A 17567-nucleotide genomic window follows, 5' to 3' on the forward strand; every position below is an offset into this window, starting at 1 on the left:
ATGAAAATGATTCAACCAGAACACCCTCCTAATTAATTCGTGTTTCATATAGAAACCTAAAGAAGAATCGGAGAACGATTGCGGCGTTCTCCGATAGAATTCTAGTGATTACTAACGAAGTTCAACCACCAAAAAAACAAATTTATGAAAATTCCTTTGAGGATAAAAGATCCTCTATTCTATCCTTTTAAATTTGATTTAAAAATGAAAATTACTGTTTTACTGGTAGCTTTCTCATTTTGTCAATTACATGCTTATACCTTTTATGGTCAGAAAAATAAAGTCAGTATTTCAATTGAAAAGGCCACGGTTAAGCAGATATTTAACGAGATCGAAAGACAAACTGACTATACATTCTTTTATAATTCAGATGATGTAGATACGAATCGAAATATTTCCATAAACCTGAAGCAACAGCCTTTAGAGAAGGTTTTGGACGTTATTTTTAAGGAGTCTACAGACATCAGTTATAAAATAATGGGGACACATATAATTGTTACCAAAAAGTCGTTTTATGCAAAGATGATGGTTCAATTATTTGGTAAGCAGGATCCTCCTGTGTACCAGCAGAACATTAACGGGATTGTTACCGATGTTTCGGGATATGCTTTTCCGGGGGTTTACATCGTAAATGTCAATACTTCAAAAGGGGTGGTCACTGATATGGAAGGAAAGTTTTCCATCAGTGCAACCGTAAATGATACACTTTCCATCAGCCATATCGGTTTTGTGACACAGCATATAGTGATCGGTGAGCAATCCATCCTGAATATAGTTTTGGAGGAGGATACCGAGGAACTCTCAGAGGTTGTCGTGACCGGGATGTTTGAACGAAAAAGTGAAAGCTTTACTGGTTCGACAGTTACGGTTGGAAAGGAAGAATTGAGAAAGGTAGGAAATCTGAATGTATTTCAAGCCATTCAAAATATAGATCCTTCGATTATACTTGTCGATAATTTTGGGGCAGGTTCCAACCCTAATAATATTCCGGATATACAAATCAGAGGGACTTCAACCTTTCCGGGACAGTCGGAAACCGATGGACTCAAGGGAAACTACCTTAAGAGTCCGAACCAGCCATTATTCATCTTAAATGGTTTTGAAGCCTCAGCTGAGAGAATTTTCGACCTTGACTTTAACCGTATTGAAAGACTAACCATCCTAAAAGATGCGGCCTCTAAGGCTATGTACGGGTCAAGGGCGGCAAATGGTGTGATCGTTATCGAAACTACCAAACTTTCTGATGATGAAGTACGCATTACTTATAATGTAAACGTGGACATTGAATTGCCAGATCTCGATAGTTATAATCTGACAAATTCAATAGAAAAGCTTCAGGCTGAACAGCTCGACGGAATGTATCTGTCCGGTGATCCTGATACCTATGTACAATTACAGCAATTGTATAATTCCAGACTGACGCTCGCCCAGAAAGGTTTAGATACCGACTGGATGGCGAAGCCGCTTCGGAACGGGATCGGACAACGACATGCCCTGGGCGTGGAATTGGGAGGTGATAACCTTCGATTGCTTGCAGATCTCAATTATCGTAAACTCGAAGGAGTGATGAAAGGATCAGGGCGAGAGAATATCGGTGGAAGTCTTACGGCTTTTTACCGGGTTAAAAATGTCAATTTCAAAAATATTACTACCGTTAATAATAACGAAGCTACAGAATCTCCGTATGGTGAGTTTAGTGAATATGTACAAATGAATCCATATTGGCGTGCAACAAATATCGATGGTTCTATTCCCTATTATTCGGAGATCGGACCAAATGGAGAGCGATATACAAATCCATTGTATAATAGCACCCTTAGCAGTGTTAATACCTCAAACTATTTCAATTTCATAAATAACTTTTATATCGAATGGCAGATCAGTCCTGCATTGAAGGCTATCGGTCGGGTTGGGGTAGATATCAAGAAGAGTAAAGCCGACGAATTTTACCCGGCATCTCACACGATGTTTGAATTCTATTCCAGTGAAGATGAAGATCGTAAAGGATCTTATCAAGTGAATAATGGAAGTAGTAATTACCTGTATACAGATATAAACCTGCAATATTCCAAATTGATTGGGAAACATCATATCTTCTCTAACCTTGGATTTAATTTGAGCGATCGTGATTTTGAAGAAACTATGGTCGTTGCCGAAGGATTTCCAAGTAGCAGAATGCAGGATATATCATTCGCTAACGGATATGAACTCGATGGCAGACCTACCGCTATTTCTGGGACCTCCAGAGATCTAGGTTTTCTGGCTGTTGGCTCATATGTATATGACAATAGGTTTCTGTCTGATGTTACTTTTAGAACCAGTGCTTCATCCCAGTTTGGCGATGACAAACGCTGGTCAAATTTTTGGAGTGTTGGTTTAGGCTGGAATATCCATAATGAATCATTCTTAAAGAATGGGATTTTCGATCAGTTAAAAATTCGCGGATCGATCGGTTCTACAGGTAATCAAAACTTTAATAGTAATGAATCGATAGTAACCTATGGTTATTACCTGAATTCCAGATACCAGGATCATGTAGGATCTTATGTTCTTAATATGGGGAACCCCGGGTTACAATGGGAAACCAAGTTCGATCTGGATACGGGTCTTGATGTTAAGATCGGTGGGTTGACTTTGCGTTATGACTATTATGAGAGCACAACGGAAAACCTGATTACAGACATCTCACTTTCGTACACCACCGGATTCGATAGTGTTAAAGATAACCTTGGAAAGGTTCGAAATAGAGGTGTTGAAGTGAATGCAAGTTATTTGGTATGGTCGCAGGATAGAAATTATATTTCGTTGAATGCGGGGATCAGTACCAATGAGAATAAGATCGTAGAACTTTCAGATGCTATGCAAAGCTTCAATGATTTACAGGATGAATTAGCAGCTGATGACGAAAATAACACCCCGGTACATCGCTATGAAGATGGGATGTCAATGGATGCGATTTGGGGAGTTCCATCGTTGGGTATCGATCCATCGAATGGGAAGGAAATCTATGTGAAACGAGATGGTAGTACCACCTACGACTGGGATGCCAATGATCAGGTGGTCATCGGAAATTCAAATCCTAAGTATAGAGGCCTTTTCGGGATTTCCGGAGAATTTGAAGGTTTTGGATTTAGTGTGATGGCAAGATATCTTGGAGGTGGTCAACTCTACAATCAAACACTGGTCGATCGTGTAGAAAATGTTGATATGAATTATAATGTTGATAAAAGAGTCTTGACCGGAAGATGGCAGCAACCCGGAGATAATACGCTGTTTAAAGGATTAGGATATTATAATGAATCTAATGTATTTCAACGATATACTGAACTTACCAGACCCACTTCGAGATTTGTGCAGGATAGAAATGAACTTGATTTAGCATCGATAAGCGCATATTACGATTTTACGCATGGGGTGACTTCCTTTTTAGGAATCGATCGACTTCGATTTAGCTTTAACATGAACAATGTAGCACAGTTCAGTACGATTCGTATAGAGCGAGGTACAAGTTATCCTTTTTCCAGAACAATGTCTTTTTCTTTAATGGCCAACTTCTAAAAATGAGATTATGAAATTTAGATTAAATAATATATTGTTAATACTAGTACTTCTGGGAACGCTTTCCGGGTGTTCGGATGACTGGTTGGATGAAGCATCAAACACACAGATTCCAGCTAAAGATCAATTTTCAGATGCAGATGGATTCAAAGATGCTTTGATGGGCGTTTATATCACTATGACTTCTTCGGAATTATATGGAAAGGATATGACCTGGAACCTGGTAGATCTTTTAAGCCAGCAATATGCGGTTTTACCAGCTTTAGCAGATTATAATGATGTGCAAATGTTCTCATACCGAACCGCTGAGTCAACGTCTCAGGTCGATGCCTTATGGATTAAATCTTATGGGGCGATTGCAAACGTAAATCTGGCCTTAACCTATATCGATGAACAGGAAAGTATACTCGATCCAATAGATTATTCAATAATCAAGGGTGAATTGCTTGGGTTGCGGGTGTTTCTGCATTTTGACCTCATGCGACTGTACGGTTATGGAGATCTTAAAGATCGCCCGGAACTTCTCAATTCCAACACCATACCTTATATCACTGAATTTAAAAAGGAAGTGACACCTCAGGTATCGTATAACGAAGTGCTTTCGAAGATGAAGGCAGATCTCGAATTATCCATGGAACTACTCGAAGAAGATCCGATCTTCCCGGGTGACAAGCCTGCTAACTATTATATCGAAGTTAACAGAAACGGTTTCTATGATAATCGCGAGCAGCGAATGAACTATTTTGCAGTAAAGTCTTTGATGGCCAGAGTTCTGTTATGGGAGGGTGATGATACGGCGGCAGCTGTGATCGCTGAAGAAATAATCGAAGATTCTTTTGCAGGGCTGATAAATTCGGATAGTTATGATATTGCAAATGATCCGATCCTGTATCCCGAATTGTTGTTCTGTCTGGATATTGATGGGTTCAGCGATATGGTTAACCCAATAATGGATGCCAGTGATGATGGTACCAATTACAATGCCCTGTATTTTACACAAACCGCAATTCAGGAGTATTTTGAAACTTCTAATACTAATGTGGGTATTGCCGATGTGCGATATAATTCCTTAATCCGTCCGCAAACAAGAGGGTTGGTAAACGTTAAATTGATTCAGGAAGGCAACACCTATCCAAATCAGATGCCGCTCATGAAGATTTCTGAAATGTATTATATACTGGCCGAAAACTATATCAACAATAACCAGCTGGATCAAGCCGCTGATGTACTGAATACCGTTCGCCAAAGCAGAGGTATTCTGGAAGACATTGAAGTTGTTGATGCAGCATCAATGCAGGAGGAGCTCATGAAGGAATATCGCAAGGAATTCTTATGTGAAGGACAATTGTTCTACTACTACAAAAGAACCGGCACCACCAAAATTTATGGGGTTTCCGAAACGATAGAACTGGATGATACTGTCTATATGCTTCCTTATCCAGACAATGAATATCAATATGGTAATAATCAGTAATATCAAATAATATTAGCATGAAAAATTATTTCAATATTCTTTCAATTTTGATAGCTGTACTTTTGATGATATCATGTGAAAGAGATGAGATCGGTTCCTTTGAAGCCGATGCCGCGATTAATTTTGTGGTGAACAATGATTCGAGAACCTATGCTTCCGGGTATAGCTTTCTGGGGAATGAATCTTCTGAGTATGAAGCAGAAATTCCGGTGAGGATTATCGGTGATTCTGCCAGTTACGATCGTTACTTCAATGTAACGGTTATCGAAGATTCACTCACCACTGCAACTTCTTCTCAGTATGAAATATTACAGGGAATTGTTCCTTCGGGTGCGTTTCTTGGAAAGCTGCATCTGAAAGTTTTAAACTCAACCGTATTAGATTCTACGGAGGTAGCCGTTCATCTGCAAATTTCGAATTCAGATGATTTTACTGTGGGTAATACCGAACAGGTAGATTATGTATTTACCTGGACCAATAAGGTTTTAGTGCCTGCCTGGACGTATTACAGGTATTTCTTCTGTAGACATCCGAGTTCCAATGCCTATCGTGCCTTTGTGATCTCCACCGGAATGACCAGTTTTACAATTAATGATTACAGAGCGTTAGGACCAACTGGTGCTCAGGTAAAAGGTACTGAATTCGGAGATTATATCAAGCAATATAATTTAGAACATCCAGGGGAACCGATGCTTCATGATGATGGACCAAATGCAGGAGAGGAGATCGTACCAATTTATTACACCCATGAATTATATGATTAAGTTGAATATCCGGATGAATCTCATCTGGTTTGAAATTATTTGAATATGAAAAAATCTATTATATACAGATCATTATTTATTATAGTGGGATTTCTCAGTGTTGCCTGTTTTAATGACGAGAGTTCATTGGATGTCAACGAGATTCCTACAGTTGTAATCGACACTACAGGCATAGGAAGCCTTTCGGTGTATCAATTTGAGAATTTAAAAGTAGCTCCGGAAATAGCTTATGAAGGCATTTCAGAGGATGATCTTGATTATTCCTGGAAAATCAATCTTGAACCCAATGACACCTTATATCAAATTATTGGAACTGAAGCTACGCTCGATTACCCTATAGAGTTTAAACCTACATCTTCTAACTATGCACATCAATTAGTATTAACAGTAACCAATAAAGCAAATGGTATTGCTTCCCTGATGGCCTGGCCTGTTAAGGTTTTAAATAATATTGGTGAAGGATTGGTGATTGCCGAAACCTCTGATGGTGTAAATACCGATATCAGTCACATAATGGCACCGGAATTCACTCCGGATCTTACTGAAAATAGTGTAAAGCATCATGTGTATTCCGCACTGAATGGAACTACCCTAGCAGGGATAATTAAGCAAATGCGATTTGCCAGGGTATATGGCGAAGATGCCATTTATGCCATATCAGATGCTGATCTGTATCGTATAAATACCTTTGATTATACGTTTGGGGGTAGTAACGATGATCTTTTTTATGCTGCAAAAGACAGTTATTCGCCTGATGCGATTTTAGGTGTTTATCAGGGTGACATGTATATAGATAGTGGTCGCCTGACCTCCACGTATCTCGGAGCTTCAAGCAGATATGGACTTCCATTTTCTTCAGACTATCAGGTACCGGGTAAAATTGCCGCGAATCCAATTTCTAATCCTGCAGTGGTTATAACCTTTTATGAGCAGGAAAGTGGTCAATTTATCTATCAACCGTCGATTACACAGTTTGGAGACAATACCATGTATCCGATTCCAGCAATTACCAATGGAAATTTCGATCCAGCCAATGTACCGGACAGAGTCATTTTAGCAGCTGATGTTAATACGGATGGAGGCTTTATGCATTTATTAAAGGATCAGAATTCAGGTAAGGTAGAATTATATACGTTTGATGGCGGTGAAAGTAATTATCCTTCTCCTTATCCACCGAACCCACTGGGGTATTTTGATCTGAGTGAAGCACCGGGAATTAGTGAAGCTGAACATTTTGCATTTTTAAATGATCAGGATATACTTTATTATGCTTCAGGAGATAAAGTGTATGCAATAATCTATAGTTCTTCAACACCGGTAATTGCCGAAAGGTATTCTGTTCCTGACGGAGCAGAGATCACTACCCTGCAGGTATATCGTCAGGCGGATTATCCATGGAGATCGGGTTCTTATCTTGCGTTGAATAACAAGTCATTGATTTTATCTTCATATGATGGTGTAGAAGGTGAAGTCTATTTGTTACCGCTTATAAATACCGGAGTTGGAAATGTCGATTTACCCAATGTAAAAACCTTTTCAGGGTTTGACCGAATTACAGCGATAACCACACAATTGTAAAAAACAAATCCCTGTTCTTTTTGAATTTACACAGCTCCTTTTTTAAAGGACAGGGATTTTATTGTCCTAAAAGACATAAAAAAGTTTATGAAAAAAATCATTGAAATAACCAAGCTGGAGTTAAGCGTTCTGTTCTATTCACCCATTGCCTGGATCTTATTAATACTATTTGCCCTGCAAAGCGGTTTGTCATTTACGGATCTGCTCGAAGCTAAAGCGAATAGTCAACAATTAGGGAATGACTTAAAGGATCTCACATATAGTATTTTTGGAGGTGATCGTGGGTTTCTGTCTACTGTAAAGAACAGGCTATATCTGTTCATTCCCTTATTAACCATGGGGACATTTAGCAAAGAAATGAGTTCAGGGACGATAAAATTACTGTTTAGTTCTCCGGTAAGTAATTTCCAAATAGTTCTTGGAAAATACGTTGCCTTTATGATCTACGGTATATTTCTATGCGTTGCCTTGTTAATGGTAATGGGTACAGGCGTGCTATCCATTGAAAATTTCGATGTACGCTATGTTTTAGGCGGGATATTGGGGCTGTATCTTTTAATATGTACCTATGCTGCTATTGGAATATTTATGTCTTCACTCACCACTTATCAGGTGGTGGCGGCTATCAGTACTTTAGGATTGTTGGCTGCTCTTCATTACATAGGTGAGGTAGGCCAGAGTATCGATATCATTCGGAATATAACCTATTGGCTTTCGATATCTGGTAGGGTCGATAATTTTATCAATGGATTGATCGGAAGCAGGGATGTAATTTATTTCATTGCAGTGATTCTGTTTTTTCTGATGCTTACCGTTTTCCAACTGGAAAAGGCGAAGAATAAGATACCTTTTAAACATGCAGCCATAAGAATAACGAAACTATTAGTCTGCTTAACCGCAGTAGGTTTCTTGAGTACAGTTTCCTTTCTAGATCTGTATCTGGATACCACCAGATTCGATAAAATGACACTTACTAAGCAAACAAAGAACCTGTTACATCAGATAGATAAGCCGGTTACACTGACTACCTACGTCAATATAATTAATAATTATGCACATTTAGGTTCTCCTAAATGGAGGATTTTCGATCGAAAGCAATTTGACCAGTACAGGAGATTTTTGCCGGATATGGAAATGAACTATGTTGCCTATTACGATTCTACGTTCACAGACAGGGATACCAAATATAAATCATTAGAAGAACTGGCACAACGTTCTGCCACTGCCTATGGTTTTGATTTTGAGTCAGTTCTAAGACCTGAAGAGATACGCAAAATAGCAGATCTTACCGAAGAGAACAATTTATTTGTCAGAAAGCTGGAATATGATGGAAAATCAACAAGTTTAAGAATGTTCTATGATATGCTTGCCTATCCCGGAGAGGCAGAAATCTCAGCGGCATTCAAAAGACTTCTGACAAAACCCGCTATAGTAGGGGTGTTGGATATCAGTGGAGAACGAAACATTGCGCGAATCGGGGACAAAGGATATAAAAATTTTATCAAAGAATTTACCCGACGTTCCTCAAGAATAAATCAGGGATTTGATTTCCAAATCATCGATGGTGATAATTTAGATCAGATCAATGATTCACTTTCGTTTCTCCTAATCGCCGATCCGATGGAACATTATAGCGAAGATGTCCTGTCTATACTTAAGAAATATATTCAAGAAGGCGGTAATCTGCTTCTAAATGCTGAGCCGGGTAAAACCGACTATTTGAATCCGTTGGTTTCAACCCTGGGCATGAAATTAAGGGAAGGAAAACTTTTGAGTGCTACCGGTGATCTTGAAGAGGATCTTATCATAGCTAAAGTTGATACAACCAGCGTCAGGTTTGATTTTGATGCAGCTTCCTCCAGGGGAATCGTAAGTCTTTCCGGAGCGATTTTCGTTGAGGAAAGTGACAGCTCAGATTTTATGAAAACACCCTTGTTATATACGGACCAAAATGTGGTAAATACGGTAGTTTCAGATAGCATACTCGGAGATCAATCGGAGAAAACCGTGCATAACAGCCCTTTAGGTTGGTTGCTTGAACGAAAGAAAGAGAATAAAACACAAAAGATCGCCATCGTAGGAGATGCTGATTATTTGAGCAATGGGGAATTAGGCCGGTATAATCTTAGAACAAAGAATTTCGAATTTGCTTCAGCTTTGTTCTCCTGGTTTAGCAATGGTGAATATGCCATTGAGATATATCGCCCGGAACCCATAGATAACGAAATTACAGCTGATCAAGCCGGACTTAATTGGGTGACAATTTTCCTTACAATGATCATACCTGGTCTTTTATTGGTAACCGCAGTGTATTTACTGATTGCCAGAAAACAAAAATAATAGAATGCATAAAACTGAAATAATGAAGCATTTAAGTGTTGCTAAAGTTGAAAGCCTGTCACATCGATATAGTAAAGACTGGGCGATTAAGAATATAAATTTTGAAGTTTTTAATCAGAGAATACTTGGACTTCTGGGCTCAAATGGAGCTGGAAAATCAACTACTATGAACATTTTGTGTGGTGTAATTAGCCAAACTGAAGGCATAGCTTGGATTGATGGAATTAATATTCGGGAACAACCGGTAATCGCAAAAAAGCAAATTGGCTTCTTACCACAGAAGGCTCCACTCTATATGGAACTTACCGTGAATGAATATCTGACCTATTGCGCACACCTGAGATCTATTCCAAAAGCAGAGATAAAAAATGCGTTGGATGTCGCAAAAAGGAAATGTGGTATAGCTCATTTTAGTAACCGACTGATAAAAAATCTTTCCGGTGGATATCAGCAACGGGTAGGATTAGCCCAGGCTATAATTCATAATCCTAAACTGGTTGTACTCGATGAACCTACTAATGGTTTAGATCCGAATCAAATTCTTGAGGTTAGAAAGCTCATCAAAGAAATTGCTGAAGACAGAGCAGTGATTCTTTCAACTCATATCCTATCGGAAGTCCAGGCAACCTGTGATGATATCGTTATGATCGAAAATGGGCAAACGGTATTCTCGGATACCTTAAGTGCCTTTAATAATTATATCAAACCGAATTCCCTGATCATGGAATTGACAACGATACCTGATGAATCCGAAATTAAATCGATAGAAGGCGTTACCGATGTTTCTATTATTAATAAAAATACAATTAGGGTATTTTTTAAGGAAAGTGATGGAATGACGCAACGATTGATCCGGGAAAGTGTGACTAAAGGATGGAGTTTAAATGAAATATTTCTGGAAAAAGCATCTCTTGATGGTGTTTTTGCTCAACTATCCGGGAAGGCTCCGCAAAACTTGTAATCCTAACTAAACCTACATCTTAAAGAATGAGAAAAATATTTAGAATTGCAAAACTCGAATTAAACCTGATGTTTTACTCGCCGATCGCATGGTTGGTGTTGGTTTTGTTTACCATTCAGACAGGAATTACTTTTTTCGATCTGTTATATACGCAGGAGACCTCGCAACAATTAGGGCGGCCGTTAAGTGTTTTAACTAAGGTTCTGTTTGCTGGCGATAAGGGAATACTCGCAACGGTTCAGCGCAATCTCTATCTGTACGTGCCGTTACTGACCATGGGATTGTTTAGCCGTGAATTCAGTTCGGGGTCAATAAAATTATTGGTATCATCACCGGTGACAAATGTACAGATCGTATTAGGGAAATACTTTGCGCTATTGATTTACGGATTATTATTAATGGGTATTCTTTCTTTATTCATAATACCCGCCGAAATCGGAATAAAGGATGCAGACCTGCCATTTGTAATCGGTGGAATATTAGGGAATTATTTGTTGCTGTGTGTTTATGCCGCTATAGGGTTATTTATGTCAAGTCTGACTTCTTATCAGATCGTTGCAGCCATCAGTACGCTTGCCGTACTCGCCTTTTTAAACTTTATTGGAACAATAGGTCAGCAATATGATCTGGTAAGGGAAATAACGTATTGGTTCTCCTTAAATGGTCGCACTAATAATTTTGTGAATGGATTGATCAGCACAAAGGATCTGGTGTATTTCTTCGTGATTATGTTAATGTTTCTTGCTTTTACTTATATGCGACTTGAATTCAGTCGTCTTATACTAAGCAGATCCAGGAAAATTATGAATTATCTAGGAGTCGTTTTGGTTTGTGTTGGGATAGGATATGTTTCCAGTATGCCCGTATGCAACTATTATTATGATTCAACAAGATTTAAAGACAGAACGCTAACCGATACTTCTCAAAATATTCTTGATTTAATGGATAGCAAACAAGATGTTGAGATCACCAGCTATGTCAATATTTTACATTATTCGGCCCAATATGGAACTCCTTTGAATCGAATTGATGATCAAAATCACTTTGAAAAATACAGGAGATTCATTCCGGAAATGAAAATGAATTATATAGCATATTATGATACGGTGCCTTATAACCGGGATACAGTTTTAACCCTGAGTGAAAAAGCAAAGAATGCCGCATCCGCTTATAAATTTGATTTCGAAAAAGTGCTGAATCCGAATCAGATCCGATCCGAAATAAATCTGCTGCCTGAGCATAACCGCCTCGTCAGATTTTTAAGTTATAACGGAAAAACAACGCCGCTTAGAATGTTTGATGATATACTGGCCTATCCCGGGGAGCGAGAAATCACAGCTGCGTTTAAAAGACTTTTGGATGATCCGGTTAAAATTGGAATTTTATCGGGCCATGGGGAAAGAAATATTCAAATCTTGGATAATTCCGGTTTTAAGGTTTTTATGAATGGTACCAATGTTAGATCCTCATTGATCAATCAGGGATTCGATGTTTTTGAAGTGACGGGAAGTGCAGGACATAAATTGATAGATTCAATAGATGTACTGGTGGTTTCAGACCCTGTTGAAAAAATAGACAGCACGGTTGTAAATTCTATATCCGATTATCTTTTAGCAGGAGGAGACGCCATTTTTACAGCGGATCCCGGAAATGAGAATCTTAACCACTTTTTCGATTTATTGGGTATTGAAAAATTAGAAGGTACCTTGTTAGAAGAAAGTGAAGATTTTGAAATGGATCTCATTCAGGGAAAGATCCCACCGGTCGCAGAAAAATTGAATATTAAGTTCTATGACGATGCCATTGTGACTTTGAACAAGGCGATGGGGTTAAACCTTGAGAAAGTTCAAAACACCTATGAAGTAACTCCCCTTGTGATTACGAATATAGAAACAGTCTGGAGTAAAATTGGACCTTTTGACCTCGGGCTGGAACGTGTTAAATTTGATCCGAGTGCAGAGCAAAAGAAAGCAGTACCCGTAATAGTCGCTCTGGAAAAACAATTTGAAAATAACAGACAGCGTATTATCGTTTCCGGAGATTCAGATTTTCTTAGTAATTCAGAAATGACACGTAATAATTTAAGGAATGTTAATGCTTCTTTTGCTACGAAAGTTTTTAGTTGGCTTGTAGATGACAAATTTCCAATTAAAACTTCCCGACCTAAAGCTTTGGATACAGAAATAACCATTAACAGAAATCAGATTCTGGTCTGGAAATATGTTTTTGTAATACTCCTTCCAATCTTAATAGCTATCACTGGAATATACCTCCTTATGCGGAGGAAAAGATTTTAGATTTAGTGTAATCCTATCTGAATGAATGTTATCAAAGTAATTTATAATAGGGTAGGTGTATACCCGGTCATTGTAAGAAATTGGTCGGGTATATTTTTTAGACTGATTTTATCGGTATACCCGCTGAGAAAGCCGACTATCATTCCGTTGAAGTATGGGAGCTACGTTGAAGATATTACCAAAGCCTTCGATGACTTTTCCGTTCTTGCCGACGACGATCACCCGGTTCGGCTGAATATAACCCAAAGTATTGATGAGATAATCGAAACTTCTGGCGCGAAACTGATTTGTATCTTCGATCATATTAGCAGCAATCAGACCATCTTTCCACATCTTTTGGTCGGAGTCGATATTGATGCCGATAAATCTGCAATTCGGAAATTTTTCCTGAAGTGCAAATATTTGCTTACGGATATTCTTGGTATGATTTTTTTGAGACATCGACCAGAAATAATAAACCGTACGCTCCGGATAATGTAGCGAATCGATCTCCCGTAGATCACCTTCCATATCAACAAAGGTCAATGTAGGAACTGTTTTACCAGGCTGAAGGTTCACTATCGAATGGTAAATGTTATCGATGATATGTTGTTTCTCTTCATGTTGTGAAACCGTATGGTAGTGATCGATAAAAGCTTTGTTATTCAAATTATTATGGTCGACCTTGAAATAGGATAATGCCGTGCTCTCAAAAAGATCTTCTTTAATAGCATCCTTAGAAAGCAGGCTGTCTATCAGGTCCAGTTTGTGAACAAAGAATTGAAGAGGCCATACAGTGCCTTTGTCCTTTCTGTGCTTCTGAGAATACATAAATGCCAGCCGGTTCAGATGTTTATCCATGAACTGAAGGTATGGACGGTAATAGACCAGAACGGAGTCGCTGTAACTGATATCTTTCAGGTAACCATAGTATCCCTCGGGCATTTGAGGAACGGAATCCAGGTTATTACTGTATTTATGTCGAAGAGGGAATTGTTCTTTGATTCGGTAATATGGATAATCTATAGAAGCCTTAGCAATATGGTTGACAAGGTCAGAATTATCATTTTCCTTTACGAAATCAGCATAAAGCTCCATTTTCATTTCGCGAAGTGAATCCAGTTTCTTTTCAAACAGGACCGGATCGATATCATAAAAGTTTGGGATAAGCCAGTATTCTTCATCTTCGATCAATAGAAAAAGGTCGATCAGAAAATTGTTCTTTTCGGCACCTCTTCCCGAGAATACCAAAGATTCGTCAAAACTATTGTCAATGGTGTTAAGACGCATCAGTAAACTGTCACCTTTTTCGAGTATGATATGTTGGTATTCATTATTTTCAAAGCGATACAGACCTTCCTTGATATCCGACAATTCAAACATGAATCTGTTATTATCATCAAGTTCGACGGAATCTATGATGTCATCTTCATACAGCAAATAGATTGTATCATCGTAAGGATTTACGATTTCCCCACCGAAATAGGTTATTTCGGGAGTTTCTTTGCAGCTGTAAGTAAATAAGACAGTAAGCGCTATGAAAAGCTTTTTCATTAATCTAAATCAATTAATTACTTTTTGTAGTAAATATTATGATACCACTTATAACAAATCTATAAAAGCGGAGATAAGCAGTGTGTTAACATGTAGTTAAATAAGCGTTTTTAACTTTTGTCTGAATTCCTGATTATTGCGCTTTATTTGTTACTTTTGCGCCAAATTACATAAAGCACAGCAGTAATGTTATCAGTATCTAATCTATCAGTCCAGTTTGGTAAAAGAGTTTTGTTTGACGAAGTGAACGTTAGTTTCACCGACGGTAACTGTTATGGTATCATCGGGGCGAACGGTGCCGGGAAATCCACTTTTCTTAAAATCCTTGCAGGGAAGCAGGACGCTACCAGTGGCCATGTTCATCTAGAGCCGGGAAAACGAATGTCAGTTCTTGAACAGGATCACTATGCCTATGATGAATTTCCGGTTCTGGAAACCGTTTTGAGAGGAAATAAACCCTTATTCTCGGTGAAACAGGAGATGGATGCGTTATATGCGGATTACTCAGACGAAAATGCGGAAAAGATAGGGGAGCTTCAGGTTCAGTTTGAAGAGATGAACGGATGGAATGCAGAAAGTGATGCTGCTGCGATGTTGTCAAACCTGGGTATCAGTGAAGATCTTCATTATACACTGATGAAGGATCTTGATAATAAACTAAAAGTACGGGTGTTACTGGCACAGGCACTTTTCGGAAATCCTGATGTACTGATCATGGATGAGCCTACGAACGACCTTGATTTTGAAACTATCAACTGGCTGGAAAATTTCCTGGCGAATTATGAAAATACCGTTATTGTTGTATCTCACGACCGTCACTTCCTGGATGCTGTTTGTACGAGTATCGCAGATATAGATTTTGGAAAGATCAACCTGTTCAGTGGTAACTATACATTCTGGTATGAAAGTAGTCAGCTGGCAGCAAGACAAAGAGCACAACAAAATAAAAAGGCTGAGGAAAAAGCGAAAGAACTACAGGAATTCATTCAGCGTTTCAGTGCTAACGTAGCAAAAAGTAAGCAGGCTACCTCACGTAAGAAAATGCTTGAAAAACTTAAAGTGGATGACATTAAGCCTTCCAGTCGTCGTTATCCGGCTATCATTTTTGAAAGAGAACGTGAAGCAGGTGATCAGATCCTGAATATAGAGAAACTCTCAGCATCGATCGATGGTGAAGTGCTTTTTAAAGATGTAAACATTAATCTGGCAAAAGGAGATAAGGTTGCTGTAATATCCAGAGATTCGAGAGCTACCACTGCTTTTTATGAGATCATCAATAGTAAGCTGACTCCTGATTCAGGAAAGTTTCAATGGGGTGTAACAACCACACAAGCCTATCTTCCAGTAGATAACTCGGAATACTTCGATAATGATAACACCTTAGTGGATTGGCTGCGTCAGTGGGCGAAGACAGAAGAAGAGCGGGAAGAAGTTTACATTCGTGGATTCCTTGGAAAAATGCTTTTCAGTGGAGAAGAAGCCTTAAAAACTGGACGCGTGCTTTCCGGAGGAGAGAAGGTACGTTGTATGCTAAGCCGTATGATGATGTTGAGAGGAAATGTTTTGATGCTCGATGAGCCTACGAACCACCTTGATCTGGAAAGTATAACCGCTTTTAATAATTCATTGAAGAAATTCCCGGGAACTGTCCTTTTGACAACACATGACCATGAATTTGCTCAGACAGTTGCAAACCGCGTCATCGAACTTACCCCTAACGGAGCCATCGATCGATACCTGACCTTTGATGATTACATGAATGATAAGTCGATTCGTGAACAAAGAGATAAAATGTATGCTGTAGAAGCTTAATCATGGCGCACATAAATATAAAACATAAAAAAACCGGGTTTCCCCGGTTTTTTGTTTTATGATTTTTCGATCAGTTTTCGATCTCCTTATCCAGTTCGTTTAATAACGGGATACTCTTTTGATATTCATCCTTATGCACATAAACTTCAACCAGATTGGCGATATTCGGACCGAAACCGGCCAGTCTTCCCGATTCAGCCTCGTTCTTGATCACTGGATTGATATCGATATTCTTTAACTTGGTTTCAAGAAGTGAGGCATGTACCAAACTTCCTGTAAAAATCTTGATGTAATTATCAGGTGACATTCTTTCTTTTTTATTCGAAGATATAAATTTTATGATATGGTTTAAACGGTCATTATTTTTTTAACCAAATAATTTTATGCGTTAAAATATTTACTGTTCCAGATGGCTTCATTGAAGTTTTTACCCAGGGCGAATCCGTAAAAAATTACGATAGTTGCCATCATTTTAAAAACGAAGAAGTACAATAGCCAGAAACTGACATTTGAAGCGTCTTTTGTAAATAGGCTGACCGGTATCATTGCTGTTACCAGTAAGCTGAAGACAAGTGTGGTGATGATGATGTTGCCGAGATTCCTGAAGGGGAGTACCATCATTTTTCTAAACGGATGAAGATCGTTCCCCCATTTATGTATCAGGTAATAATAGCCGTTTCCGATAGGAGCGAATAAAAGCGGATCATCGGCATTCTTGAGTCTGAAGGATCCTGAGGGGGCTACGATCCTGAAGCCTTGAAGTGTGGTTTGGTGTTCTTCCTCGAGTTTCTTTATTCTTTCCAAAGCTTCATTAGGTAGATCACCTTTAAAATAGCGTGTTTCCAGAAATCTCAAACGATAATCTACACAGATCTCTTTGATGTGGTCCAGATGATATATTCCAGAACTTTCCAACAGGTCGAAGTTAAATTTATTATGGGATGAATCGTTGCCTTCATTTAATCGGGCTGTGATCGCTTCATTCCTTGTCTGATGGTCGTTAAGAATAGATTTTACGGCAAGTAACAGTGTGTCTTCCTGCCCCTTATTTTTCCTGTATTTCCTCAGCTTATCAGCTACATTAATCCTTTTGATCATAATTCAGGCATTTGGTTTCTACAAGTTACTTAAAAATATAGAGCTCCCGATGAACAGGTTATGTTAAATGTTTTATGACATCTGATAGTTTTTGAAAAGCAGCAAACAGAAAACAGGTGGAGTTAAGTATTAAGAGGATGCAGAAAGCGGGT

General features: G+C 38.6%; 11 protein-coding genes. 8 read left to right on the plus strand and 3 right to left on the minus strand.

Annotated features, from left to right (window positions below):
* The first annotated feature begins 204 nt into the window (after positions 1-204).
* The 7 genes from DMZ48_RS05390 (at position 205) to DMZ48_RS05420 (ending at position 12972) form a co-directional block, all read left to right on the plus strand.
* Positions 205-3558, plus strand: coding sequence for a SusC/RagA family TonB-linked outer membrane protein (locus DMZ48_RS05390; RefSeq protein ID WP_143954090.1), 3354 nt, complete (start codon positions 205-207; stop codon positions 3556-3558).
* Positions 3559-3568: 10 nt separating this feature from the next.
* Entirely contained in the window at positions 3569-5032 is a 1464-nt protein-coding gene (locus DMZ48_RS05395) for a RagB/SusD family nutrient uptake outer membrane protein (protein WP_143954091.1), read from the plus strand.
* 17 nt (positions 5033-5049) lie between these two features.
* Positions 5050-5796 carry a DUF4843 domain-containing protein gene (locus tag DMZ48_RS05400; protein ID WP_143954092.1) on the plus strand — a complete coding sequence of 249 codons (747 nt, stop codon included), beginning with the start codon at positions 5050-5052 and terminating at the stop codon, positions 5794-5796.
* Positions 5797-5841: 45 nt separating this feature from the next.
* Positions 5842-7374 (plus strand): PKD-like family lipoprotein, encoded by a 1533-nt coding sequence (locus DMZ48_RS05405; RefSeq protein ID WP_143954093.1) that lies wholly within the window; start codon positions 5842-5844, stop codon positions 7372-7374.
* Between the two features lie 87 nt (positions 7375-7461).
* Positions 7462-9714, plus strand: coding sequence for an ABC transporter permease subunit (locus DMZ48_RS05410; protein WP_143954094.1), 2253 nt, complete (start codon positions 7462-7464; stop codon positions 9712-9714).
* A 22-nt stretch (positions 9715-9736) separates the two neighbouring features.
* Positions 9737-10675: an ABC transporter ATP-binding protein gene (locus DMZ48_RS05415; RefSeq protein ID WP_143954095.1), complete on the plus strand. Its 939-nt coding sequence runs from the start codon at positions 9737-9739 to the stop codon at positions 10673-10675.
* Between the two features lie 26 nt (positions 10676-10701).
* Positions 10702-12972, plus strand: a complete 2271-nt coding sequence (locus DMZ48_RS05420; protein WP_143954096.1) for a Gldg family protein — start codon at positions 10702-10704, stop codon at positions 12970-12972.
* 108 nt (positions 12973-13080) lie between these two features.
* Here the strand turns inward: DMZ48_RS05420 and DMZ48_RS05425 are convergent, their stop codons facing one another.
* A complete protein-coding gene (locus tag DMZ48_RS05425; RefSeq protein WP_143954097.1) occupies positions 13081-14505 on the minus strand; it encodes a TlpA family protein disulfide reductase in 1425 nt (474 codons plus the stop codon).
* Positions 14506-14691: 186 nt separating this feature from the next.
* On the opposite strand from DMZ48_RS05425, the gene DMZ48_RS05430 reads away from it, so the two are divergent.
* Positions 14692-16317, plus strand: a complete 1626-nt coding sequence (locus tag DMZ48_RS05430; protein ID WP_143954098.1) for an ABC-F family ATP-binding cassette domain-containing protein — start codon at positions 14692-14694, stop codon at positions 16315-16317.
* Positions 16318-16387: 70 nt separating this feature from the next.
* Here the strand turns inward: DMZ48_RS05430 and DMZ48_RS05435 are convergent, their stop codons facing one another.
* The gene (locus tag DMZ48_RS05435; protein WP_143954099.1) at positions 16388-16624 is read right to left on the minus strand and encodes a putative signal transducing protein; all 237 of its coding nucleotides are present in this window, start codon (positions 16622-16624) and stop codon (positions 16388-16390) included.
* A 74-nt stretch (positions 16625-16698) separates the two neighbouring features.
* Positions 16699-17415: a hypothetical protein gene (locus DMZ48_RS05440; protein ID WP_143954100.1), complete on the minus strand. Its 717-nt coding sequence runs from the start codon at positions 17413-17415 to the stop codon at positions 16699-16701.
* Between the last annotated feature and the right edge of the window lie 152 nt (positions 17416-17567).

The organism is Robertkochia solimangrovi (genome assembly GCF_007279655.1).
Classification (GTDB): domain Bacteria; phylum Bacteroidota; class Bacteroidia; order Flavobacteriales; family Flavobacteriaceae; genus Robertkochia; species Robertkochia solimangrovi.

Excerpts from the sequence above, each read along its gene's own strand:
- DMZ48_RS05390 (WP_143954090.1), top strand. The coding sequence starts at position 205 with ATGAAAATTACTGTTTTACTGGTAGCTTTCTCATTTTGTCAATTACAT.
- DMZ48_RS05395 (WP_143954091.1), top strand. The coding sequence starts at position 3,569 with ATGAAATTTAGATTAAATAATATATTGTTAATACTAGTACTTCTGGGA.
- DMZ48_RS05400 (WP_143954092.1), top strand. The coding sequence starts at position 5,050 with ATGAAAAATTATTTCAATATTCTTTCAATTTTGATAGCTGTACTTTTG.
- DMZ48_RS05405 (WP_143954093.1), top strand. The coding sequence starts at position 5,842 with ATGAAAAAATCTATTATATACAGATCATTATTTATTATAGTGGGATTT.
- DMZ48_RS05410 (WP_143954094.1), top strand. The coding sequence starts at position 7,462 with ATGAAAAAAATCATTGAAATAACCAAGCTGGAGTTAAGCGTTCTGTTC.
- DMZ48_RS05415 (WP_143954095.1), top strand. The coding sequence starts at position 9,737 with ATGAAGCATTTAAGTGTTGCTAAAGTTGAAAGCCTGTCACATCGATAT.
- DMZ48_RS05420 (WP_143954096.1), top strand. The coding sequence starts at position 10,702 with ATGAGAAAAATATTTAGAATTGCAAAACTCGAATTAAACCTGATGTTT.
- DMZ48_RS05425 (WP_143954097.1), bottom strand. The coding sequence starts at position 14,505 with ATGAAAAAGCTTTTCATAGCGCTTACTGTCTTATTTACTTACAGCTGC.
- DMZ48_RS05430 (WP_143954098.1), top strand. The coding sequence starts at position 14,692 with ATGTTATCAGTATCTAATCTATCAGTCCAGTTTGGTAAAAGAGTTTTG.
- DMZ48_RS05435 (WP_143954099.1), bottom strand. The coding sequence starts at position 16,624 with ATGTCACCTGATAATTACATCAAGATTTTTACAGGAAGTTTGGTACAT.
- DMZ48_RS05440 (WP_143954100.1), bottom strand. The coding sequence starts at position 17,415 with ATGATCAAAAGGATTAATGTAGCTGATAAGCTGAGGAAATACAGGAAA.